The 24,942-nt window shown below is 38.7% G+C and carries 24 protein-coding genes; 5 read left to right on the plus strand and 19 right to left on the minus strand.

Annotated features, from left to right (window positions below; genetic code table 11):
- Positions 1-2: 2 nt before the first annotated feature.
- The gene (gene sfsA / locus AB3I00_RS06995) at positions 3-731 is read right to left on the minus strand and encodes a DNA/RNA nuclease SfsA (protein WP_047937369.1); all 729 of its coding nucleotides are present in this window, start codon (positions 729-731) and stop codon (positions 3-5) included.
- 176 nt (positions 732-907) lie between these two features.
- Here sfsA and AB3I00_RS07000 point away from each other — a divergent pair, with 176 nt between their 5' ends.
- The 3 genes from AB3I00_RS07000 to zwf all read left to right on the plus strand — a co-directional run bounded on the left by AB3I00_RS07000 (position 908) and on the right by zwf (position 3,599).
- Positions 908-1,237, plus strand: coding sequence for a DUF4828 domain-containing protein (locus AB3I00_RS07000; RefSeq protein ID WP_002375263.1), 330 nt, complete (start codon positions 908-910; stop codon positions 1,235-1,237).
- Positions 1,238-1,410: 173 nt separating this feature from the next.
- Positions 1,411-2,058, plus strand: a complete 648-nt coding sequence (locus tag AB3I00_RS07005) for a metal-dependent transcriptional regulator (protein ID WP_002286616.1) — start codon at positions 1,411-1,413, stop codon at positions 2,056-2,058.
- A 14-nt stretch (positions 2,059-2,072) separates the two neighbouring features.
- Positions 2,073-3,599 carry a glucose-6-phosphate dehydrogenase gene (gene zwf, locus AB3I00_RS07010; protein WP_002291842.1) on the plus strand — a complete coding sequence of 509 codons (1,527 nt, stop codon included), beginning with the start codon at positions 2,073-2,075 and terminating at the stop codon, positions 3,597-3,599.
- 48 nt (positions 3,600-3,647) lie between these two features.
- Here zwf and ileS read toward each other — a convergent pair whose 3' ends face one another.
- From ileS to AB3I00_RS07095, 17 genes are all read right to left on the minus strand, one after another.
- Positions 3,648-6,446, minus strand: a complete 2,799-nt coding sequence (ileS, locus tag AB3I00_RS07015) for an isoleucine--tRNA ligase (protein WP_024634776.1) — start codon at positions 6,444-6,446, stop codon at positions 3,648-3,650.
- A 260-nt stretch (positions 6,447-6,706) separates the two neighbouring features.
- The gene (locus AB3I00_RS07020; protein WP_002291846.1) at positions 6,707-7,414 is read right to left on the minus strand and encodes a DivIVA domain-containing protein; all 708 of its coding nucleotides are present in this window, start codon (positions 7,412-7,414) and stop codon (positions 6,707-6,709) included.
- Positions 7,415-7,434: 20 nt separating this feature from the next.
- Positions 7,435-8,217: an RNA-binding protein gene (locus AB3I00_RS07025; RefSeq protein WP_368024990.1), complete on the minus strand. Its 783-nt coding sequence runs from the start codon at positions 8,215-8,217 to the stop codon at positions 7,435-7,437.
- 48 nt (positions 8,218-8,265) lie between these two features.
- Positions 8,266-8,553, minus strand: coding sequence for a YggT family protein (locus tag AB3I00_RS07030; protein ID WP_073357513.1), 288 nt, complete (start codon positions 8,551-8,553; stop codon positions 8,266-8,268).
- A gap of 14 nt (positions 8,554-8,567) precedes the next feature.
- Positions 8,568-9,167, minus strand: coding sequence for a cell division protein SepF (locus tag AB3I00_RS07035; protein ID WP_368024991.1), 600 nt, complete (start codon positions 9,165-9,167; stop codon positions 8,568-8,570).
- Positions 9,168-9,180: 13 nt separating this feature from the next.
- Positions 9,181-9,858 (minus strand): YggS family pyridoxal phosphate-dependent enzyme, encoded by a 678-nt coding sequence (locus AB3I00_RS07040; RefSeq protein ID WP_002310280.1) that lies wholly within the window; start codon positions 9,856-9,858, stop codon positions 9,181-9,183.
- Positions 9,859-9,874: 16 nt separating this feature from the next.
- Positions 9,875-11,116: a cell division protein FtsZ gene (gene ftsZ, locus AB3I00_RS07045; protein ID WP_002291854.1), complete on the minus strand. Its 1,242-nt coding sequence runs from the start codon at positions 11,114-11,116 to the stop codon at positions 9,875-9,877.
- A gap of 22 nt (positions 11,117-11,138) precedes the next feature.
- Positions 11,139-12,464 carry a cell division protein FtsA gene (gene ftsA / locus AB3I00_RS07050; RefSeq protein ID WP_002291855.1) on the minus strand — a complete coding sequence of 442 codons (1,326 nt, stop codon included), beginning with the start codon at positions 12,462-12,464 and terminating at the stop codon, positions 11,139-11,141.
- Between the two features lie 155 nt (positions 12,465-12,619).
- A complete protein-coding gene (locus tag AB3I00_RS07055; RefSeq protein ID WP_368024992.1) occupies positions 12,620-13,840 on the minus strand; it encodes a cell division protein FtsQ/DivIB in 1,221 nt (406 codons plus the stop codon).
- Between the two features lie 14 nt (positions 13,841-13,854).
- On the minus strand, positions 13,855-14,943 hold the full coding sequence (gene murG / locus AB3I00_RS07060; RefSeq protein WP_123838044.1) for an undecaprenyldiphospho-muramoylpentapeptide beta-N-acetylglucosaminyltransferase: 1,089 nt from the start codon (positions 14,941-14,943) through the stop codon (positions 13,855-13,857).
- Between the two features lie 25 nt (positions 14,944-14,968).
- The gene (murD, locus tag AB3I00_RS07065) at positions 14,969-16,330 is read right to left on the minus strand and encodes a UDP-N-acetylmuramoyl-L-alanine--D-glutamate ligase (protein WP_123861058.1); all 1,362 of its coding nucleotides are present in this window, start codon (positions 16,328-16,330) and stop codon (positions 14,969-14,971) included.
- Between the two features lie 13 nt (positions 16,331-16,343).
- Positions 16,344-17,306: a phospho-N-acetylmuramoyl-pentapeptide-transferase gene (gene mraY, locus AB3I00_RS07070; RefSeq protein ID WP_002291862.1), complete on the minus strand. Its 963-nt coding sequence runs from the start codon at positions 17,304-17,306 to the stop codon at positions 16,344-16,346.
- 25 nt (positions 17,307-17,331) lie between these two features.
- Positions 17,332-19,524, minus strand: coding sequence for a penicillin-binding transpeptidase domain-containing protein (locus tag AB3I00_RS07075; protein WP_002310275.1), 2,193 nt, complete (start codon positions 19,522-19,524; stop codon positions 17,332-17,334).
- Complete coding sequence (gene ftsL, locus AB3I00_RS07080; RefSeq protein WP_002297992.1) at positions 19,525-19,926, minus strand: cell division protein FtsL; 402 nt, start codon at positions 19,924-19,926, stop codon at positions 19,525-19,527. It abuts the gene before it with no gap.
- A gap of 4 nt (positions 19,927-19,930) precedes the next feature.
- On the minus strand, positions 19,931-20,890 hold the full coding sequence (gene rsmH, locus AB3I00_RS07085; RefSeq protein WP_368024993.1) for a 16S rRNA (cytosine(1402)-N(4))-methyltransferase RsmH: 960 nt from the start codon (positions 20,888-20,890) through the stop codon (positions 19,931-19,933).
- 20 nt (positions 20,891-20,910) lie between these two features.
- On the minus strand, positions 20,911-21,342 hold the full coding sequence (gene mraZ, locus AB3I00_RS07090) for a division/cell wall cluster transcriptional repressor MraZ (RefSeq protein WP_002291870.1): 432 nt from the start codon (positions 21,340-21,342) through the stop codon (positions 20,911-20,913).
- Positions 21,343-21,511: 169 nt separating this feature from the next.
- Positions 21,512-21,880 (minus strand): DUF3397 domain-containing protein, encoded by a 369-nt coding sequence (locus tag AB3I00_RS07095; RefSeq protein WP_002291871.1) that lies wholly within the window; start codon positions 21,878-21,880, stop codon positions 21,512-21,514.
- A 170-nt stretch (positions 21,881-22,050) separates the two neighbouring features.
- Here AB3I00_RS07095 and AB3I00_RS07100 point away from each other — a divergent pair, with 170 nt between their 5' ends.
- The gene (locus AB3I00_RS07100; protein WP_002291874.1) at positions 22,051-23,007 is read left to right on the plus strand and encodes a magnesium transporter CorA family protein; all 957 of its coding nucleotides are present in this window, start codon (positions 22,051-22,053) and stop codon (positions 23,005-23,007) included.
- Positions 23,008-23,079: 72 nt separating this feature from the next.
- Positions 23,080-23,196 (plus strand): DUF4044 domain-containing protein, encoded by a 117-nt coding sequence (locus AB3I00_RS07105; protein ID WP_002291876.1) that lies wholly within the window; start codon positions 23,080-23,082, stop codon positions 23,194-23,196.
- A 55-nt stretch (positions 23,197-23,251) separates the two neighbouring features.
- On the opposite strand, the gene recN is transcribed toward AB3I00_RS07105, so the two are convergent.
- On the minus strand, positions 23,252-24,934 hold the full coding sequence (gene recN / locus AB3I00_RS07110) for a DNA repair protein RecN (RefSeq protein ID WP_047927753.1): 1,683 nt from the start codon (positions 24,932-24,934) through the stop codon (positions 23,252-23,254).
- Positions 24,935-24,942 lie beyond the last annotated feature (8 nt).

Below are 24,942 nucleotides of genomic sequence, written 5' to 3' on the forward strand. Positions count from 1 at the left end.
TTCTATTGTATAGGATCTTCAAACGGGATAGCTACATCAAATGGGATAGCCTGCTTGACAGTTACCTCATCTGCCGTTACTTGACAATTATAGGCGAGGATTTGCACTCCACTTTGCTGCGCATGTCGAACCATATCAGCTAGTGCTGGTTGCATTTCTTCATGGATCGTTGCGAAATGAAGATGTTCGAATTGAGCAATAAACAAGACATAAGCGGCATAACCATCTTGTGCGGCATACGCTAATTCTCCAACATGTTTCAATCCTCTGAGTGTAGGCGCATCAGGAAAAGCACCAATTGCTTTATTTTCAAGCGTCATACCTTTGACTTCAACAAATGCTTTTCGTCCGGCCGCCGTCTCCAAATAAATATCAAATTTGGAGTGAAGATAAGTTACTTCCCGCTTGTATGCTGTAAATGGACCAGTTAATCCTGGTAAAAGGATCGTGCCGTCTAAAATACCGTCAGTTGCTAACTGATTAGGCAATTGACTATCGATATTGAACCAATCACCCTTCTTTTTTACAGCAATCAGATCATAGTCGGTTTTCCTTTTAGGTCCAGGAGCAAATACAATAGCCACTTCAGCGCCCGGTATCAGGACCTCTTTTCCTCTGCCTGTATTTTTGACATGCGCGATAATCATTTCTCCGTCTTTTTTCATGCAATGTGCAATAAACCGATTCGGGCGGTCAATAAAAAAAGCTGTTTCAACTTGCTGATACTTCAAATTATGTCACCTGTCTTCCTACTATGTATCCTATCATAATTTGTGGAAAAACAGTAAAAAAACCAGTCGAAAGTCTTAGAGAAATTTTAGTTTTTATTCGGTACAATGAAATAAAGAAGGAAGAATGTTTCTATACGATGATTTTCTCATAAAGGAGTGATTTGGTGATAAAAAAAATGATCTATTTTCTTGGTTCACTCGTTGCCGTTCTCTCAAGTTGGATTTACTTGAAAAAGAAAAAACAAGCGGAAAAATCTGAAAGACTCTCGAGGTATCAAGGTACATGGTTCTTCAGTGATAGCCAGCAAAAACAACAATTACAGATTACATCTGATTACACGTTTTTGATCAACGGTCAGTCACTTGGCACATCTGTAGTAGAAATAGATGAACAGCGTTTAGTCGTACGTGATCAATACGGTTTTTATCTTGTCTTTTCTTATCCCGAACAAACTCTTTATGATGAATCTGCAGATGTCTCGTATAAGTTGACATCTGAAAAATAGACACCTCCCAATATATATCTATAAACGAAAGTATGAGTCTTCTTTCTCGTCTTTCGTTTTTTGTTGTAAAAACGTCCAAAAATCCTTTGTTTTTTATTTAGAAAAATAGTCAATTAACGTTTTTTTTGTTACACTTACTAATGATGGTTTTTACCATGAAAGGATGATCGAATATGACACCAAATCGAGAAGATTATTTGAAAATCATTTTAGAACTAGGCGGAGATACAACGAAAGTCAACAATAAACAAATCGTATCTAGCCTAGATGTCTCGGCTGCATCTGTCAGTGAAATGATTTCTAAACTTGTGAAAGAAGAGCTTGTAGAACATTCCCCTTATCAAGGTGTACAATTGACTGCAAGCGGACTGCAAAAAGCTAGCAGTTTGATTCGCAAACATCGTTTATGGGAAGTTTTTTTAGTTGAACATTTAGACTATAGCTGGAATGAAGTCCACGATGATGCTGAAGTATTGGAACATGTGACTTCAGAACATCTTGCAGATCATTTAGAAAACTATTTGAATCATCCTGAACATTGTCCTCATGGAGGATCGATTCCTAAAAAAGAGGAAGTCGTCCATGAAGAACGCCGGCAAACACTAGAATCTTATCCTGTCGGTACAAAAGTGCGTATCGCACGAGTGCTTGATGAAAAAGAATTGTTGGATTACTTAGTCACAATTGACCTGAATATCAACGAAGAGTATGAGATCGTTGATATCGCAGCTTATGAAGGACCAATCACTATCCAAAATGATAGAAAGAAAATACCCGTCAGCTTCAAGGCGGCCAGCACAATTTTTGTCGATAAAATATAAAGGAGTGTATCTACATGTCTAATGAAAAAAATGTATTGTTTACGATATTCGGCGGCACAGGTGACCTAGCCCAACGTAAATTGTACCCGTCTTTGTTCCGCCTTTACAGAAAAGGAAATTTAGGCGAGCATTTTGCCGTGATCGGGACCGCTCGCCGTCCTTGGAGCGATGAACACTACCGTGAAGTTGTCAAAGAAACGATCCGTGCATTGAATCCTTCTGATGAAGAAGCAACTACTTTTGCTAGTCATTTTTACTACCAATCCCATGATGTAAATGATTCAACACATTATCAAACATTAAAAGAATTGTCTGACCGATTAGATGGACACTATCAGTTAAACGGCAATCGCGTCTATTATTTGGCCATGGCACCTCAATTTTTCGGAACGATCGTTTCTCATTTAAAATCACAAAACATTATGACAAAAAATGGCTTCAATCGTTTGATTATAGAAAAACCGTTTGGATCGGATTACCAATCTGCTTTCGAATTGAATCAGCAAATCAGAGAAGTATTCCCAGAACAAGATATTTTCAGGATCGATCATTATTTAGGGAAAGAAATGATCCAAAACATCTCAGCTATCCGTTTTGCCAATAATATTTTTGAGGCTCAATGGAATAATCGTTACATCGATAATATCCAAATCACTTTTGGTGAAAACCTTGGTGTAGAAGATCGCGGGGGCTACTACGATCATAGTGGCGCACTGAAAGACATGGTGCAAAATCATATTTTGCAAGTTGTAGCATTACTTGCAATGGAACCACCAGTAGCATTTTCCGAAAAAGAAATCCGTACAGAAAAGATCAAAGCATTGAAAGCAATCCGCATCTACAACGAAGAAGAAGTGTTAGAAAACTTCGTTCGTGGACAATATGCTCAAGGTGAATTAGATGGCGTACAATTCAAAGGTTATCGAGAAGAAGACAAAGTGGATGCTCAATCAGAGACCGAAACCTTCGTCGCAGGAAAATTCACTATCGACAACTTCCGTTGGTCTGGTGTTCCCTTCTATGTGCGTACAGGAAAACGTTTGACTGAAAAAGGTACTCGGATCAATATCGTGTTCAAACAGGTTCCTGTTAATGTATTCAAAACATCTGTCGATGAACCATGTGACGATACGACACTCCCACCGAATGTTCTAACGATCTATATCCAGCCAACTGAAGGATTTTCTTTATCCCTGAATGGAAAAGAAGTAGGTCAAGGGTTTGAAACGGAACCAATCAAATTAGAATTTCGAAATAGTGCAGAAATGGTTGAAAATAGCCCAGAAGCTTACGAAAAATTACTGCTAGATGCGTTGAATGGTGATGGAACGAATTTCTCTCATTGGGAAGAAGTCGCTCAATCTTGGCATATCGTGGATGTCATTCGCAAAGCTTGGGACCAAACACAACCGGACTTTCCAAACTACAAGGCCGGATCAATGGGGCCTAAAGCAGCTTTCGAATTACTTGAAAAAGACGGATTCGAATGGATCTGGCAACCAGATAACTGGTATCGCGAACGTGGAAAATTAATCGATTGATAACAAAAGGGGTTGTGACAAAAAACATGTCACAACCCCTTTTCCATTTTACTTTTCTTCGAATCCTTCAGCTACAGCTTCAGGATAGAATGCTTCAACGATTTTTGCACAACGACCGCATAGATGAGGAAGTTTTTCATCTACTCCTACATCTTTACGAACTTGACGACAGCGATCGCACGTTTCTCCGTCTGCTTTTTCCACTGTAATAGCAACATCATCAAATACCACAGCATTATCTGGCACTTGTACATCTGCTTCCATTACTTCAAAGTAGTCTGGGGAAACGATCAGCAATTGTGCAATATCTGCATCCAAAGCTTTTAACATTTCACGAACTTGTTGTTTTGGATAAACAGTTAGTTTTGCTTCCAATGATTTACCAATCAATTTGCTATTTCTTGCTTCTTCCAATGATTTTAAGACCTTGTCACGGAAATCCATGAAAGCAGCCCAAGTGTCCATCAATTCCTCTTGGTTCGCAAACTCTTCATAGCCAGGAAACTCGCTTAACTGAACGTATGCTTCTTCTTCTTTCAGGAATGACCAGATTTCTTCCGCCGTATGTGGAATGATAGGCGTCAATAGTTTCGTCAAAGCTACAGCTGTTTGATAGAAAACAGTTTGCATACAACGACGTTGATAATCATCTTCTGCTTCGATATAAACCACATCTTTAGCAAAATCCAGGTAGAAGGACGATAGATCAACAGTCAAGAAGTTCATAACTGTACGGTAAATATGCATGAAATTATATTTGTCATATCCTTCTTCTCTGATTTCTTTGATTACTTGGTTCAATCGTACGGTCATGTATTTGTCTACAGAGCGTAAATCATTGTACGAAACAGTATCTTTTTTAGGATCGAAATCTTCTGTATTCGCTAATAAGAAACGCATCGTATTTCTGATCTTACGATATACCTCTGCCACTTGACTTAAGATATCCATAGATACACGAACATCTGCTTCATAATCGACACTAGATACCCACAAGCGAAGGATATCTGCACCAAATTGTTTGATCACTTTTTCTGGTGCAATGATATTTCCTAAAGATTTACTCATCTTACGGCCTTCGCCATCTAAAGCAAATCCTTGAGAAATAACTGATTTATATGGTGCTACGCCATTGATAGCCACACTTGTCGTGATACTTGAGTTGAACCAGCCACGATATTGGTCTGATCCTTCTAAGTACATATCTGCTGGGAATGATAATTCTGGTCGTTGACGTAAAACAGCTTCATGAGAAGAACCAGAATCAAACCAGACATCCATGATATCTTTTTCTTTTGTAAATTCGCCATTAGGAGAACCTGGGTGAGTAAATCCTTCAGGAAGAAGTTCTTTTGCTTCTTTTTCAAACCAGATGATTGATCCATGTTCAGCGAATAATTTTGCTACATGTTCGATTGTTTCTGGCGTGATGATTGCTTCACCATTTTCAGCATAGAAAATCGGAAGCGGCACTCCCCATGCACGTTGACGAGAAATGACCCAGTCGCCGCGATCACGGATCATATTATATAAACGTGTTTTTCCCCATGGAATAACCCAATCTACTTTTTCTACTTCATCCAAAATATTCTGACGGAATTTATCGATAGATGCAAACCATTGTGGAGTTGCACGATAAATCACAGGTTTTTTCGTCCGCCAATCGTGAGGATAACTATGGGTAAAGAAATCTAGTTTCAGCAAAGCTCCTTTTTCCTTTAATAAATCAGTAATCATAGGATTTGCTTTATCATAAAAGATTCCTTCAAATCCAGGAGCTTCTTCTGTAAACAACCCTTTTGAGTCTACAGGTGACACTACAGATAGTTTATATTTGCTACCGGCGATATAGTCATCTTCCCCGTGTCCTGGAGCAGTATGGACTAATCCAGTACCAGCGTCTAAAGTAACATGGTCACCTAAAATTACGAGCGATTCACGGTCATAGAATGGATGACTTGCAGTCATATATTCCATTTCTTGGCCAGCAAATTCTTTTAGAACCGTTACATTTTCCCAACCGATTTCTGTTTGAACTGTTTCTAGCAAATCTTTTGCTACAACAAACTTACGGCCATCAGCTTCGACCAGTACATACGTAAATTTGGGATTTACAGCAATACCTTGGTTTGCTGGCAATGTCCATGGTGTTGTCGTCCAAATGACGAAAGCTGTATCTTCATCAAGGATGCCTTTACCGTCTTTGACATTGAAAGCTACAAAAATAGATGGAGATTTTACATCTTTATATTCAATTTCAGCTTCCGCTAAAGAAGACTCACTTGACGGAGACCAGTAAATGGGTTTCAATCCTTTGTAAATATAGCCTTTTTCAGCCATTTTACCAAATACGCGTACTTGTGCAGCTTCATACGAAGGGTCTAATGTAACATAGGGATGTTCCCAATCTCCTGCAACTCCTAGGCGTTTGAAATCTTCTCGTTGTTTATCTACTTGGGAAAGTGCATATTCACGACATTTTTCCAAATATTCTGCCATGGACATTTCTTTACGTTTCACGCCTTTATTAGCCAACACTTGTTCGATTGGCAATCCATGTGTATCCCATCCTGGAACATATGGTGCGCGGTAGCCAGACATTGATTTTGAACGAATGATAATGTCTTTACTGATTTTATTCAATGAGTGCCCTAAATGGATATTTCCATTGGCATAAGGAGGTCCATCATGAAGAACAAAGCTAGGTTTTCCTTCGTTCAATTCTTGTCTTTTTTGGTAGATTTGATTTTCTTCCCATTCTTTTTGCCATTCGCCTTCTCGGTTTGGCAAATTACCACGCATAGGGAATTTTGTTTTTCCTAATTGCAAGGTTTCTTTCATTTTCATTCAACCATTCACTCCTTCGTTTATTTTCCGGACACAAAAAGGCATGTTCAGCCGCAAGGGACGAACATGCCGTGGTACCACCCAAATTTAGTTGCATCTATCTAATGCAAACTCTCTGTGACCAATAACGAGGTCAGCCGCTGCTTCTTACTCTAGTTTCAGAAAAGCAGTCTCAAGTAGAGGATCTTTCACGATGCAGTGTCTTACCGATCTTCCACTCTCATCGGCTCGCTTTAAGAATAACAAAGTGCTTTTCTGTTCTACTCGTTTTCATGTTCACCAGGTACGATTGAGATATCGATAGCCTGTGTATCAAATGCCGTCATAGGTGCTTCTATGACTCCTGTGTCTGAGTTTACATCAGTATCATTTTCGTTGTCAAGCTGTTTTGCTAAAACTTCTTTGATCACTTCATGGCTGTCAGTCACATAGCTAGAGAATGGTTGTAAAATTTCGTCCCATTCTGGACTTTTCACTTGTTCCAATTGAGATTCAAGCATCAAGCTGATACGTTGATGGAATACTCGTGTCTTTTTCTTAAGATCTTCTGTTTCTGTCGCAAGCTGTCTTGCTTTTTCTGTTGCATCTGTCAAGATTTTTCTTGCTTTTTCTTCTGCATCAGTTGTTAATTGGTGTGCACGTTTTTCAGCATTCGCAACTAACTCATCTGCTTTGTTTTGTGCAGAAGTAACGATCACTTCAGATTCTTTACTTGCACTTGTTTTTACTTTATCCGCTGTGTCTTGAGCTACGATGATCGATTGGTTCAATGCATCTTTCAATTCATTGAAATACTCAAGTTTTTCTTCTGAATGTTTGACTGCTTTTTCTAATTCACGATTTCTTTGAGTCAATTCTTCATAGTCACGAACAACTAAATCTAAGAAATCATCTACTTCGTCTTGATTATATCCCCGCATTTTTGTTGGGAATGTCTTATTTTGGATATCTAATGGAGTTAAAGCCATGAGTAAACCACCTTTTTATTTTATTTACGTAATACACCGAACAACACCCTGTACTTTTCTTTTTTCGTCTTCCCCTCAAGTTCTTGGATCTGGACTCTGCCGTAACCCCTGATTGAAATAATATCTAATAGTTCAAGTACAAAATCAGGTCTTGTATTTTCTGTCCAATTCACTTTTACTTTACCAGCTTCGATCAGCTGCTTGGACCGCTGTCTGGAAATATTATAAATCTCAGAGATCACACTGTCCAGTCGCATAGAACTAACAGTCCCTCTTTCTTGTGTCCAGCTGTCTTTCGGCAAAATCATTTCTGTGTATTTGATTGGTTCCAAGCGTACAGCAACTTTTCCAATCTTTGTTACTTGTGCAGCAACAAAATGATCCACCTCATTTGCAATAAATACTTGCCAGCGATCGCCATCTGAGATGATATCGCCAAAGTAAGAGCGTTTGATACCTGTTCCCACTAAAGTCCCAAGGATTTTCCCATGACTTAGACTGGTAAATTTGCTAGGATAATGGATTTCATACAATGCTGTTTCAAAATCTTCCTCTACAGGTTCGTAATAATCGGGGAAAATCAAACATCTTTTTCTTTCTGCCTGTTCATATCCACCATAAAACATGAAACGCAAATCACTGCTTTGCCGAATCAGTGTTTCTAAAATATAGGATTGTCTGGGGTCAAGAAATTCAGTCAGATATGGCGCATATTGTCCTTGAACTTGTTCAATCCAATCACCTACTGAGTCGATAAATGCACGTTCATCTGCCCGAAAGTGCTGGTATACATTTGCATCCAAAATTTTCCCCTCCTATCTATTCTGAGAATAAAGATTTTGTTGCTTGAATCAATAAACTAAATGGATAGTTATCCATATAACGATCTGTGCTAATCCTTGTACGGCTAAGTTCAAGATTAGAATGGCCCCTAAAATCGTGAAATCCAAAGGACCGATCCTTAAAGGCAGACGGTCGAATAAACTGATATACGGTTCACAGATCTTAGCTAAAAACCGTCCTAATCCTGATTGATAACCGCCTGGAAACCAAGAGAGCAAAGCATATACCATCAAGATAATGCTATAGAAATAGGCTGCCCGTTGAATTAAATGAAGTAATAGCGCAATAATATAAATCGTAGTTCCTCCTCTTACAGATCAAACAAATTCGCATCTGCAAAAGATTGAGCGGTTGAACTGTCAATCTCCATCCCTGTCGGTGTACAAAGAAAAATCTCATCTCCAACGCGTTTGATATCTCCATCTAATGCATAAACTGTTCCTGTTAGAAAATCAACGATTCTTCTCGCTTGCTTTTCTTCCACTAAATGAAAATTCACTAAGGTTGCTTCTCCAGCGATGATTCGTTTAGCAATCGCCATCGCTTCAGAATAAGCTCTTGGTTCCATCACAGTGATTTTTCCCGCAAGATTTGCTTTAGGTTGTGTAGACGTTCTTGAAGCTGTTCTTTCTTTCGCTACAGTTTTTGTAGGTGATTGATGTAGTTCAATTACTTTTTTCTTTTCAGCCGGCTGAATACTTTCATGCGTTACAGGACGTGAAGTCGCCGTTTTTTGTTTCTCATGAGTATTCGCAGCAGATACAGAATGAGTTGGTTGATTCTGTGCTGTATTTTTTTTAGTTGGCTGTACAGCCTTTTTTGTTGTTTCAGGATAATCTTGGTATTCGTACTCTTCTTCATCAGCTAATCCGAAAAAATTAGCAATTGCTCCTCTGTTTAAAAGCGGCATTTTTGTTCCTCCTTTATTCGTCTTTGAATAGCGCTGTTCCTACACGGATAAATGTTGCACCTTCTTCAATCGCAATTTGAAAATCCTGACTCATCCCCATGCTTAATTCATTACATGGTGCATGGGCATAACCTTTTGCTTGAACAAGATCACGCAATTCTTTCAGCGTACCAAACACTTTATGGATTTGCTCATCAGAAGCTTCTTTAGGCGCCATAGTCATTAACCCAACAACCTTGATTTTTGTGCAGGCAGCTAAAGATTCCACAAACGGTAAAAGCTCATCTGGTGAAATTCCATGTTTTGATTCCTCACCAGAAACATTTACTTCAATAAAACAGGATAATTCTTTTTCTAACCGCTTCTGGATTTCTTCTGCTAATCTTAAACTGTCCAACGCATGAAAGTAATCAATTTCATTTACAATCAATTTTACCTTTCTGCGCTGTAAATTACCAATTAAATGCCACTTTATTTCGGGAAAATCAAATAAATCTTGTTTCTTTTGTAATAGTTTATCTACTCGGTTTTCTGCACAATTCATAACGCCAGCTCTGACCAATTCTTCAGCTTGAGCTGATTCAACAGATTTTGTTACAGCTACTAATGTAACTTCTTTCGGATCACGATGAACAAGAGCACACGAATCCTGAATTTCTTGCTTGATTTTCTGCAAGTTGTCAGCAATCATGTGCTCTTCCTCTCCTTTATTTTTTACGACGGAAAAACGGTGGCGTATTTAATTCATCATCGCCATGAGATTTTGTTTCTTCGCGGTTGAATGTATCAAATTCTTTTTTTTCGATATTGTCAAAATTGGAATCATCAACTCTAGGACGAACATTTTGTTCACGTCTGATATCCCAATCGCCAAAACTGTTTTCTTCTTCTGCAGAAGTTGGTTTAGCTTGATCCATATCTAATACAGTCTTTTGAGCAGGTGATTGCATTTGTGCTTGTCTAGCTGGACGGCTAGACTTGCGCTCCTTTTTTGATTCATCGATACCTGTTGCGATGACCGTCACGCGGATTTCATCGCCCATTTCTTCATTGATAGATGTACCTAGAATAATATTTACATCGCCAGTTGCTGCATTTGCTACGATATCTGAAGCATCTTGTGCTTCAAACAATGTCATATCCAAACCGCCTGTGATGTTAAGAAGTACTTGTTCCGCTCCATCAATAGATGTTTCAAGCAATGGAGAGGAGATTGCTTTTTTCGTTGCTTCTACTACGCGATCTTCTCCACTAGCTACACCGATTCCCATCAATGCTGTACCTTGGTTTTCCATCACTGTTTTCACGTCAGCAAAGTCAAGGTTAACGTAACCTGGTGCCGTAATCAAGTCAGAGATACCTTGTACACCTTGACGTAAAACGTTATCTGCTTCACGGAAAGCTTCAAGCATTGGTGTCTTTTTATCTACAACTTCTAGTAAACGGTTATTTGAGATAATCAATAATGTATCGACATTTTCTTTCAAACGAGCGATACCTTCTGCAGCAAAACGGCCACGTTTAGGTCCTTCAAAAGTGAACGGACGTGTAACGACACCAACGGTCAATGCGCCCAGTTCTCTAGCGATCCCTGCAACGATTGGCGCAGCACCTGTACCAGTTCCTCCACCCATTCCTGCAGTGATGAAAATCATATCTGCACCGTCTAAAGCTTCTCGTAAGGATTGTTCACTTTCTTCTGCCGCTTTTTGTCCAACTTCTGGTTGAGAACCAGCCCCTAAACCACGAGTATATTTTGGTCCTAATTGGATAACTGTTTCAGCTTTTGAATTTTTTAATGCTTGCACGTCTGTGTTGGCCGTAATGAATTCAACACCTTTGACGTTTTCTTCAATCATTCGGTTCACAGCATTTCCACCGCCACCGCCGACTCCGATGACTTTGATTACTGCGCCGTCATTGATATTATTATCAATTGAGAATTCCATATCTTATTCCTCCCAGGATGAATTAATCAAAAATATTTGTAAAGAAACCCTTGATTTTATTTTTTACATTTTCTCCGGATTCTTTTGGTTCCGGCTCATCGTAGACTGTTTCTTCAGGTGCTTCATAGCTTTCATATGTGTTTGTTGTTTCTTGTTCAACTACCATTTGACGAGCTGCTGAGGTCTCACCTGTAACAGCAATTTTTGCCAATTGATACACTTCGCTCAAGTTTGCTGAATAATCAACGATACTTATTACATTTGTAAATACCGGGTTTCTCAGTCCCATGTGATTTGGAACATACAGTTTCACATTTACGCCGAAGATTTCTTGCGCCAAGTCCACAACACCTGGAAGACTAGCAGCTCCGCCTGTCAATACGACGCCACCTGGCAACTCTAATGCTTCGATTTGGTCCAATGCATCTTTTGCTTTGTTGAAAATCTGTTCCATACGAGCTGAAATAATTTCTGACAAATAGCGTTCATCGACTTTCACTGGTTCTGACTGGCCAATTACATCTACTGGAAACTCTTCATCTGGTGATGTCCGTTCTGGATATGCATCCCCGTAATTTATTTTCAACGCTTCTGCATTGTTAAAAGACGTATTTAATACAATAGAGATATCTTTAGTGACAAATTCGCCACCTTCTTGGTCGAGACTGGTAAACTTCAATTGCTTATCATGCATAACAGCTGTTGTCGTTTGGCCACCACCCATATCAATAACGATCGTACCAAAATCTTTTTCTCCGTCAGAAAGAATTGATTCTGTCAGCGCTAAAGGAGTAATCACCATTTCATTGACGATTAATCCGGCGTTTTCCACGCATTTACGTATGTTATGGATGATCGTTTTTGGTCCGGTAAACAACAGACCGTACATTTCTAATCTTACGCCGATCATTCCACGAGGGTCTTTGATCCCCTCGAATCCATCGACAGTAAAATCTTGTGGCAAAATTGACACGATTTGACGTTCAGGAGGTATTGAACGAACAAGGGCAGCAGAAGCCACATTTCTGACATCTTCATCGGTGATTTCCTTTGAATCTCCGTTAACTGCAATCATTCCCTGGCAATTTTCTACTTCAAGCATGTTTGCTGGCAAACCGACACTTACGCCTTTGATCTGGATACCTGCTTTTTCTTCTGCTTGTCGTACTGCTCGTTGTATCGCTTGGACCGTTTTATCGATATCAACGATAATGCCTCGGTTAATCCCTTCTGATTTTGCGTTTCCTACTCCAATAATATTCATTTGGCTGTCGATATATTCAGCCACGACAACTTTAACAGATGTCGTTCCAATATCAAGGCCTACATACATTCCTGTTTTTGCCATGAATGGGATTCCCTCCTACTTACTATTCCATATACAAGCGAACAACTAGCGTCCGTTTTAAAATATACTTATTAATAGATATATTCACTGCTTTCAATTCTACCATAAATTACTGGTTTTTAGAAAGTACATTCTTACTTTTTAAAGTTGTTTTATCAATTTTCATTTAAACTTGACGGAGTTGTACTTGGATTGTCTTCTATTTGACTTGTTTCACTTGAATTATTTGAATCAGATGAGCCGTTTGTATCAGACGATTCAGGTGTATCTGCTGCTTGCGTTTCTGCCTCTTCACTTGACCCATTTGTTTGATCCGCGTTTTCTTCACTTCCAGTTGTTTCTTCCGTTTGGTCCGATTCTGCCGTTTCTTGAGTACTGCTGTAAGGATATGAGTAGATGCCAACTTCCATGTCGATCACACCTTTTTCATCCATGTCTTTGGCTACTTGCGAATAATATTTCATTTGGTTCGCAAGATTATTGATATTTACAATGACTTGATTGCCATCATTCATGTTCAATTGGATCAGGTTTTTATTACTTGCTCTTGGTGTATACTTGATTTCAGAGATTGCTTTTTGCAATTCTGATGATAACTGATTGTATTGCTTTGTTAATTCTTTGATTTTTGCTGAATCTTTGAACTCTTCTAAGATAGGGAGATTTTTTGTAGGATTTGCTACTTTTTCATCTAATACTGTTCCATTTTCAATTACTGGATAGTATTGATTATCTTTTGCAATCAAAGCGATTTCTTTATATTCTGTCACATCCAAATCGAACTCATTTATCCCTTTGAAGTGTATAGCTGCTTTTTCGATTCTCGGCTGTGCTTTTTTTAGCCGTTCGATATAAGTGGATCGATCGAAATACTGCCCCCAGACATTTTCTCCCAATGACAATTTGGTATCAGAGATGATTTCCTGACTGTTGACTACCTTATTACCTGACACTGCAACTGCTTGTAGCTTGCTATAAGGAGAAACATAATAGATCAAAAAAATCAGCGGTATGCCCAATACAGTAATAATCAATGCTAACCGACGAAACAGTACTTTATGCCTTTGACTTTTTAAATTGGGGAGACGATTCAAAAAAGAACCGTTATACGGGCCACCGTTTTTCTTTTGCTTGATCTCTTCAAAAAATTCGATTTTTTTCTCGGACTGGCTTGTTTCTTGCTGTTCCTCTTGAACCGTTCTTTCTTCTTCAGAATCTGAAAGGGGTGTGTCTAATGGTGTGTCTTCTTTTTTTGGCTCTTGGTTTTTCATCCCTTGTTCTGCCAGATATTTTCGGTTAGCCTTTTGCCAAGGAGTCAAATTGTTTTCATCAGAAGACGGATGAGACAATTTTCTAGGTTCTTTTTTCTTACTCACTAAGACCACCGCCTTTATTTTTTGATTATTTGATTCACTACGTCATAAAGACGTTTTGAAGCATCAGGGATGCCTTGTTCTTTAGAAGCTCGGCACATTTGCTTTTGCAATTCTTCATCATCCATGATTTCGTTAATTGTCTGACTTAGTGATTCACCCGTTAGCTCATTATCCGCAATCATTTTTGCTGCTCCTGCATGAACAAGACTCATTGCATTTTTAGTCTGATGATCATTCGTAACATATGGACTGGGAACCAGCACTGCCGGAAGCCCCAAAGCTGTAAATTCTGCGATCGAAGTTGCTCCAGCACGTCCCACTAGCAGATTGCTCGAAGCCATGACTTCTGCCATGTTTTTGATGTAAGGCTGGACACTAATGTTTTGTATTTCAGGATTTATTTTATTTAGGATTTCGTCATAATATCTTTCTCCTGAAGCATACAAGACTTGATAAGAGGAAGGAATATATTCACTTAAAAAAACCGATACCGCTTGATTGATTTTAAGTGCTCCTTGACTGCCGCCAAAAATCAAAACTGTTTTCTTTTCTGGATCCAACCCAAATGTTTTCAAAATATCTGATTTTTTAGTATCTGCTACTTCTTGTGCTCGAGGATTACCTACAAGGACTGATTTGTTTTCGGGAAAAAAAGGAGCCGCATCTTTGAATGAAAGAGCGATCCGATCCACATATCGGCTTAAAAATTTATTGGTAACACCTGGTACACTGTTTTGTTCATGGATAATAGTTGGAATTCCCATTTTTGATGCAGCATACACTACCGCTCCGGATACATATCCTCCAGTACCGATAACGATATCTGGTTGAAAATCACTGAGGATTTTTTTTGCTTGACGGATACTCTTAAGAAACAATCGGATTGTCTTGATATTATGCATGGAAATTTTTCGTTTAAAGCCTTGAATCTCCAAAGTATGGAAAGGCATTCCTGTATCAGGGACAATTTTATTTTCCAGACCACGTTTTGCTCCCACATACATGAATTCAGCATTCGGTTCTTGAGTCTTCACATAATTGACAAAGGCAAGAGCCGGATAAATATGTCCTCCCGTTCCTCCGCCTGTAACCAAAATTTTCATTTTTTATCGCTCGCTTCTACTTTTTCTATTTTAATTGATTCACAGCTTCCATGAATCGGTTTCCTCTAGTTTCAAAATTAGGGTATTGATCCCAGCTGGCATTCGCTGGTGATAATAAAATCACATCACCATCTGTACTGTTTTCTAATGCTAAAGGAACTGCTTGTTCTACAGAATCGGCTGTTACTATCGTTTCGATGCCTGCTTTTTTTCCAGCATCGATCAATTTTTCTTTTGTTTGACCAAATACGATCATTGCTTTGATTCCTTTTAGTGAAGGAACCAATTCATCAAATGTATTTCCTCTATCTAATCCGCCTGCCAATAACACGACCTTAGCCGTTTCAAATCCGCTTAGAGCCATTTTAGTCGCTAAAATATTGGTTGCTTTTGAATCATTATAAAATTTTCTGCCTTGGATTTCTCCTACATATTGCGTACGATGTGGCACGCCATGGAATAAATGCAACGTTTGTCGTATAGCTTCATTTGATATACCATACAATTTTGCTACAGTAATAGCAGCTAACGCATTTTCTACATTATGCGTACCTGGTACGCCAAGTTCAGAGATTTCCATTATTTTTTCTTTTTTATAATAAATTGCGTGATCGTCAGCATACACACCGTCTTCCAACACTTCTTTTGTCGAAAAAGGCAGGACGCGTGCTTTTGTTCTTTGCGCTAATTCTTGTAGTTCTGACTGATTCCAGTTAAGAACCAGATAATCTTCAGCTGTCATATTTTTTTGAAGGTTCCATTTAGCTTTGACGTATTCTTTTCTTGTCCCATGATAATCAATATGTGCTTCATAAATATTGGTGATCACCGCTATATGAGGATGGAAATCTGTGATTCCCATGAGTTGAAAACTAGATAACTCCATCACGATTTTATCTTCTGGTTTCGCTTCTTGCGCGACACCACTTGCTGGATACCCAATATTTCCTGCTAGACGTGCAACTCCTTTGTCTACGCCTGCATTCAGTAGTAGTCCAGTCATCGTTGTTGTCGTGGTTTTTCCATTCGTTCCTGTAATCCCAATAATTGGGCATTCCGCTACTTCGTAAGCTAGCTCCACTTCCGTAATTACCGGAATACCCATTTCTTGGGCTTTTGCTACTAAAGGATGGCTGTAGGGAATCCCAGGATTTTTGACCATCAACGAAAATTCTTCATCTAGTAATTCGATTGGATGACTGCCTGTTATTACTTTTATCCCTAAAGAAAGCAATTCTTGTGCTTCCGGATTTTCATCAAAAGGTTTTCCGTCATTAACGGTGACAAGTGCGCCCAATTCATGTAATAATTTGGCCGCACTTACTCCGCTTTTTGCGAGTCCTAAGACAAGCACTTTTTTATTTTCATATGTTGATATTTTTTTCATTTCCTGTCATCTCCTACCAAACGATCCATAATGTGATCAATGAAGTCACAATGCTGATCAACCAAAAAACTGTATCAATCTTCCACTCCGACCATCCGCACATTTCAAAATGATGGTGGATTGGAGACATTTTAAAAATTCGTTTTCCCGTAAGTTTAAAGGATGTAACTTGAAGCATCACACTTGCAGTTTCCATAACATAAATCAAGCCAATCAAAAGCAATGTCCACTCTTGGTTCAGCATCATAGAAATTGCCGCTAAAAGTCCGCCCAAAGCTAATGAACCAACATCTCCCATAAAAATCTTGGCAGGTTTCCGGTTATAGACGAAGAATCCAAGTAAACCACCTAAGACACTGAGACAAATGATTAATACATCATACTGATGCTGATGCCAAGCAATCAGACCGTAAGCTGCAAAAGATATGCTGCCTAAGCCAGCAACTAATCCATCGATACCATCCGTCAGATTGACCGCATTTGAAAATCCAACAAGCCAGAAGATAGCGAAAACCCCATAAATGATTCCTAAAGGCAGATCCAGCCCAAAGAAATTCAATACACCTGGATAGCCTTCAGAACGGTAAACAAGATAAAAGATGATTCCCCCTAGAACCTGTCCAATCAGTTTCTGTTTCGAGTTCAGCCCCATGTTTCTTTTCTTGAAGATCTTTATAAAATCATCAAGAAAACCAATTACTCCATATAATGCTAATACAAAAAGCAAGATGAAAAGAGTAGGAGTCAGCTGTTTTTGCCAAGCTCCAACCCAAATCCCTGTCAAAATAGAGCCGATCAGAAACACTAAGCCGCCCATTGTAGGAGTTCCGGCTTTGATATTATGCCACTTTGGTCCCTCCTCGCGAATCGCCTGACCTTGCTTTTTCATTTGAAAGTAACCAATAAATAGCGGCATTGCGGCAATCGTCATTGCACAACTGCTGACAATGGGAATCAATGCTTGTGTCCATTCCATGCTCATTTCTCTCCTATTTCTCTTCTTATTCTTCTAAAGTAAAATTAAGTTTTTCTTTTGTGATTTTTTCATATGGAGCAAGTTCTTGTTTGACACAATAACCATCCCCATCAAAACTAACTTCGATACCAAGGATTTTCCCTAGCTTCATGATATCTGCTTTTGACCATCCAGTTACATCAGGCATCAGCTTGTCGCCGCCAGTATATAGAATCAGTTTTTCTCCAGAGATCAACTGATCACCGTTGGCAGTAGATTGTTTTTGTACTTTTTTCCCGTTACCGATAACGACAGGTTGCAGTCCGCTTTTTTGAGCATCCGCTGCTGCAACATCTGCTTCTAGATTACGATAATCGGCTACGGATACTTTTTCTGTTTTGGTTTCTGTATCCGTATCTTCTTCAGTTTCTTTAAAATCCATTGCCCGTTTCATCAATGGATTTGCGATTTTAGCCAAAGCCATTCGATCATATGTCTTAGGGTGTTTCATTGTTAGATACAAGACATAGTCTGGATCTTCAGAAGGAACCATCTCCACAATCGAATACAGGTAGGCTGTATCTCCTGTTTGGTATCCCCCTGTATCAGAAGCGATTTGGGCTGTTCCGGTTTTTGCCGATACATTGTATCCAGGTACACTATATACGCCATAAGCACTACCGTAGTTTTCGCTTTCGACAACATCTCTCATATATTCACGGACTTTTTCTGTTGTTTCTTTTGAAAAAGGTTGTCCTAGAACTTCTGTTTGAGTTGTTCGCTCTTCTCCAGTTTGAGGATCCACTACTTTGCTGATATATCGAGGTTGAATCATTGTACCGTTATTCGCAATAGAAGTGAAAGCTTTCATCATTTGGAAATTCGTCACACCTACCGCTTGTCCATAAGCACTCATTGCTCGGTCGACAATATTTGATGTAGGCAAAGCACCATTTACTTCGTCATCTAATCCAGAATGGGTACTTTGTCCAAATCCTAGTTTTTGTAAATAATTGTACCATCGTCCGCCTAATCGCTGTTCCAGTATGACCATCCCGACGTTACTTGACCATGAAAGAGCTTGACGCATGGTCAGCACACCTTTTTCACCAAAGTCATGGTCATTGATCGTCGCATCTTCTACTTGGATTTTTCCAGATTGGAAGGTTTCATTCTCGTTGAATTCTCCTTCTTCGATAGCGGCTGCAGTAGTGAAAACCTTCATGGTTGATCCTGGCTCATAACTATCTTGTACCAAGAAATTACGCCAGATAGCATCTTCTCCAGTCAAACCTTCCATTGTTTCGGGATTGAAAGTAGGACGCTGCCCCATCGCCAAAATCTCTCCAGTTTTTGCTTTCATCAAGACTGCTGTCAATTCTTCCGGTTGATATTCTTCATTTACTTGATCCATCAGTGTTTCCAAATAACTTTGTAGTCTACTGTCCAAAGTCGTGTAGATATCTTGTCCATCAACAGCTTTTTCTTCTTCTGCTACTGTACCTGGCAGAGGATTTTGAAAATTATCTTTTTGATAAATAATCTTACCATCTTTACCGCTCAAAATATCATTGTAAGCAGACTCCAAACCTAGTTTACCAACTAAGCCATTCTCATCTTTGTCTGGAACTGCATATCCGATAAAATGAGAAGAAAAGACGCCATTTGGATACATCCGAGCCTGATGGTCGACAAAGTAAAGACCAGCGACACCTTCTTTTTTCATATCTGCTTCGATGTTTTGCTTGGTTTCTTGGGAGATATTTTTCCCATAGCTACCAAATTCAACTTGATACAGCTCTTTTTTTGCGCCGTCTTCTAAAATATTCAGTGCATCTTTTTTGTCTATAGAAAGATTCTTATGCAGGATTTCTGCTATTTTATCAAAATTCTTTTCTTCGACATACAGTTTTTTATCCCCAGAAGTATATGTTTTTGAGAGTATCGCTTTAATTGAATAAGAGGAGGCATCTTCTGCGAGCGCCACACCGTTACGATCATAAATCGTTCCTCTTTTTGCTTTTACTACTTCACTTCCTTGGTACAACTGTTTTGTTTTTTCAGCTAATGAGGTACCAGCAACATGACCTCCAATAACGATATACGAGAAACGGACGGCAAATAAAAAGAACAATCCAATACTCGTAGCAAATAAAATGATACCTACTTTTTTGCGATTGTTCATCGGATTTAGATTTTTCTTTTCCATAAACCGCCGAATTTTATTTTTAAGACTCATTTACTTCACTTTCCTTAAATTGTCGTCATTAATAGACAATCCTTTTTCTTCTGCGATTTGTTTAATCCGTTCAGTACGAGAAAGTTCATTTTTTTCTTGTTCTAAACTCGTTTTTTCTTGCTTTTTATCATTGATTTCTGTTTGTATTGATGTGATTTCTTTTTCAGCTCCGCTGATATTTGTACGCAACATGACTGTTAAAACACACAAAGCAACAATAGCAATCGCCACGCTTGCCACAGCAATTTTTTCCAAAGCAGAAATCTGCTTCAATCGTTTTGCTGGTGATTGTGGAAGAATGATTTCTTGATTCGAAGAAGAATCTGGCATTTGTTGTTCTGGCTGATCCACCAATTCAGGTAAATCATATTCGTACTCTTGCATTTTCTTTAATTCTGCCATCATTCTACTCCTCTTTCATTCTTATTTTTTCTGCAATACGTAACTTTGCACTGCGTGATCGATTGTTTTCTGCTAACTCTTCCTCTGAAGGAAGGATTGGTTTACGAGTAATGACTTTCAGTTCCGGTTGAAATTCGTCAGGTATGACAGGAAGTCCCGGTGGTAAATCTTGAACCGTACTATATTCTTTAAACATACTTTTGACAATTCTGTCTTCTAATGAGTGGAATGTGATCACACTGATTCTTCCATTGACTTTCAATAACCGGATTGCCTGTTCTAAAGAGGCCTCTTCGACACCAAGTTCGTCATTTACTGCAATCCGCACAGCTTGAAAAATTCTTTTTGCAGGATGCCCGCCTTTTCTTCTTGCGGGAGCTGGGATGACTTGTTTAATGATTTCGACAAGCTCACCAGTTGTTTGGATTGGTTTTGTTTTTCGTACTCGTTCGATTTCACGAGCAATTTGTTTGGAAAATTTCTCCTCGCCATAGCGGAAGAAAATCTTTACTAATTCATGGTAGGAATATTCATTAATTACGTGATAAGCGGTTAAAGGAGCTGACTGATCCATACGCATATCCAAGGGTGCATCTTGATGATAACTAAATCCACGTTCTGCTTCATCTAGTTGAGGAGAGGAAACCCCTAAGTCATACAAAATACCATCTACCTTATCTACATACTCACTCAAGCGTTCTTCTAATTCTCTGAAATTCGCTTTGATAAATGTGACCATCCCTTGTTCGACATAAGAAGCTAAACGCAGCTTGGCGTGATCGATTGCTTTTTGATCTTGGTCAAACGCATACAGGTGCCCTTTAGAACTTAGTTGGCTCAATAAATATTCACTATGTCCGGCACCGCCGAGTGTACAGTCTACATAAACGCCATCCGGTTTGATGTTCAATCCATCTACCGTTTCTTTCAACATGACTGTATAGTGTTGAAATGTTTCAGTCATTAGTCAGCCTCTTCCTATTCTTATAGTCCGAAATCAATCATATTTTCAGCAATTTCGTCAAAATTCTCTTCTGCTTCTGCAGAAAAATCTTCCCATCGTGTCTCATCCCAAATTTCAATTCGGTTAGATACGCCGATGATTACGCACCCTTTTGTCAAAGCTGCATAATTTCTTAACGTGCTTGGTATATTGATCCGTCCTTGTTTATCAAGTTCGCATTCAGTGGCAGCCGAATAGAAGAATCGCACAAATGTACGTGCGTCTTTTTTAGCCAACGGCATTTCGTTCAGCTTAGCTTCCAGATTTTCCCATTCGCTCATCGGATAGCCGAAAAGACAACCATCCAATCCGCGTGTCAGAACAAACTTTTCGCCAAGTTCTTCACGAAGTTTTGAGGGAACGATTAAACGTCCTTTTGCATCAATATTATGTTGGAATTCACCCATCAACATTGAAAGCCCCCCATTCCTCCACTAACTAAAATTAGTCTACCACAATCCCCCACTTTCTACCACCTTTTCTAGGAAATCCGGGAACAACTTTTTTTATTCATAAACATTTTTTTAAGAATCAAGCTGCAAAAAGCCTTTTAAAAGACTTTTTACAGCTTTTCTGCTTTTTTCATAGGTAAGAAAGTATATTCACAATGATCAAGACCGCGTACAAGACGATCGTCAGCAGAAATACCAAACGCCAAGTCATCTTGAAATAACGCGGATAAATGATTTCTTCATAATAATATGCTTGAAAAACAGCAATACAGATGCCCATTAGTAAAACAGAAATAAAGAAAAACGGCAGGATAGAAATTGTCGCTGTGTTTCTAGACAACGCATGCATACCGCCCCACAAAAAAGGAATCGCCAAATCAGGGGCTTTTATTTTAAAACGACGATTTAACGAAAATAATTTTACAAGAAATTGGCAACCAAACAAAACGATTACCGGGTAAATATACCAAAACAAGATAAGTGGTGTGAATGTGCCCATGAACGTAAACTCCTTTTTTATCGTTGCTTCAAGTATACTGTATATACTTTACACAACTGTTTCATTTTATTTAAATTTATGCAGTTATATTCTATATCTTACAAACACATTCCATGTATTCCAATCCCCTATCCGTTATAATAAAAGAAACAGGCAACAGGAGGAAAATCATGATCAAATATTTTACATTAGATAATGAGAAACTGCGTAATACCGGAAAGGAAACTGACCAAACGATCTGGTATTGTGTAGAACGTCCCAATCAAGAAGAGATTCATCAGCTGACACATCAATTTGAAATTCCGTCAGATTACATCACTTCCATATTGGACGATGCAGAAAATTCCCGTACAGAAGAATTCAATCAATCAAAGTTGACAAAACCAGCGTTATTATTGTTACAATATCCGTTTGCTAAAACAAGTCCTAGCGGTTATTTTCAAGTGGATACATACCCGCTCTCTATCATTTTGACGCCCAAAAAGAAGCTTATCACAATTACGAATCATGAACCACTATTTTTAAAGAAAGTCTTTAGTCAAACCTTTCCAAAAAGCGATGTTTCACCCAATCTCAATATCTTCTTTCAATTCATCTGGCAGGTTACACTGTCTTATAACAGTTATTTAGCTACGCTTCAATCTCAATGCGATACTTTGGAAGCCAAACTTCAAGTATCAACTGAAAACAAACAACTTTATCAAATCATGGATATCCAAAAAAGCCTTGTTTATTTCAGAGAAGCGACTTCTGCTAATTTAGATGCATTGAAAGAATTAGCGCAAAATAAACTTTTCCAAGAAAATCATGCGTTGAAAAACCATCTGCGTGATGTATTGGTAGAAACAGAGCAAGCAATGACTACTTCTCGCATTCAATTAAAACTAGTAGAACAAATGAATCAGACTTTTTCAGCAATTGTATCGAATAATTTGAATAATATTATGAAAATTTTAACTTCTTTAACGATTATATTAACTATACCAACAATCATCGGAAGTATCTATGGGATGAACATCAAGCTACCCATTGCTGAAAGAGATGATGCGTTTATCTGGCTAGTCCTATTAACATTATTTATTTGTATCGTAACTACCTATTATTTAAAAAAAGGGAAGTTTTTATAAAAAAGACCTCTTGTAGAAAAGACAAAAAGATTGTACACTTGGATTAACTAATTAATTACGAGGTTGAAAACAATGCGTGAAAAAAAACAAACAAGTACTTTTGCTAAAGTAACAAAATTTGTCATTTGGACGATGCTGATTTTAACGATTGGGTCTGTTGTATTGACTGCTGTCATGAGTGTCATGTAAAAAATAAAATATAGCTATCAGCTGCTAAAAAGGACCTGAACCACTACGAGGTGGATCAGGTCCTTCTTGCGAGTTGCAATAGTTCTTTTGCATGTTCGAGTGTCAGTTTTGTAATCTCACTTCCAGCTAGCATGCGTGCAATTTCTTCTTCTCTTTCTTTTGTTTTCAATTCTGAAACAGAAGTTTGCGTACGACCATCAATCACTGCTTTCACGATATAATATTGATAGTCGGCGACTGCGGCGACTTGCGGTAGATGAGTGATGCACAAAACTTGAGAGTATTTCGATATTTGAGAAATTTTATCCGCGATGGCTTGTGCAACTCTTCCACTTACACCTGTATCCACTTCATCAAAGATAATACTTGTCACACCTTGCTCAGAAGAAAAAATCGTTTTTAAAGCCAGTAACATCCGAGATAATTCGCCACCAGAAGCGACTTTCACTAAAGGCTTCAGCGGCTCTCCTGGATTGGTCGTAATGTAGAATTCGATTTGGTCAAACCCATCATGATTCAATTGTCTGTTTTCTTCTTTTAAGAAACGTACTTCAAACTCAGTGTTTTCCATATACAGACTTTTTAATTCATGCAGAATGGATTTTTCCAATTCTTTTGCGATTTTTTTACGCGCTTCATGAAGATCTGCGGCTTGTTGCTGAAGTAGAAGCTCTTTTTGCTCTAGTTCCTCTTTCATTTTGTCCAATTGACCTTCTGAAAAATCAGAAGAAGCTAGCTCTTCGGTGATTTCGTCATAGTAAGCCAATATCGACTCAATGGATTCGCCATATTTGCGTTTCAACTGTCGGATTAATTCTAAACGTTGAGTCACTTCTTCTAAACGGTTCTCATCTAACTCCAACAAATCGATTTGACGACTCATGTCTCCGATTGCATCTTGTAACAAATAGTAAGCACTTTGGATATTTTCATAAATTGCTTCATACTCCACATCTAGATGTGCGATCCCTTGCAATTCTGCAACGGCCAAGCCAACGCCATCTACACTGTTTTGTTCATTATTCGTCAGTGCTCCGTAGCCTGCAGCTAATCCATCAGCAATTTTTTGATAATTGCTAAGTTTTTCTCTTTCTTCTTTTAATTTCTCTTCTTCTCCGACTTGCAAATCAGCAGCAGCTATTTCTTCTTGCTGGAAATGGAGCATATCTATTCTCTGAACATAGGATTTTTCATTTTGCTGCACTTTTCGTACCCTTTTTTCCAGCTCACGATAAGAGGTATATTCTTGCTGATAACTCTTTTTCTTCTGTTGGAAAGCTGCATCTCCAAAACGATCCAATAAAGCAAGATGTGATTCAGGCTGGAGCAGTTCCTGATGTTCGTTTTGCCCTTGGATATCCACTAAATAACTGCCGATTTTCCTTAGATTAGCTAGCGTGATGATGTGACCATTCACTCGGCAAACATTTTTTCCAGTCAACGACATATCTCGTCGAACGATCAGATTGTCTTCATCCGTTTCGATACCTAATTCAACCATCAATTCAGAGAATCCTTCTTGTTTCGGAAGTTCAAACAATCCTTCAAGAATGCATTTTTCTGCGCCTTGACGTATATAATCGCTTGAACCTCTTCCTCCTGCTAACAAACCTAAAGCATCGATAATGATGGATTTACCCGCACCAGTCTCTCCGGTCAGCGCGGTCATTCCTTCGTGAAAAGAAAGCCGCAATTCCGGAATAATCGCAAAGTTAGTAATACTGATTTCTTGTAGCATCACATTCG

It is taken from the genome of Enterococcus sp. C76, assembly GCF_040886985.1.
Lineage (GTDB): Bacteria > Bacillota > Bacilli > Lactobacillales > Enterococcaceae > Enterococcus_B > Enterococcus_B lactis.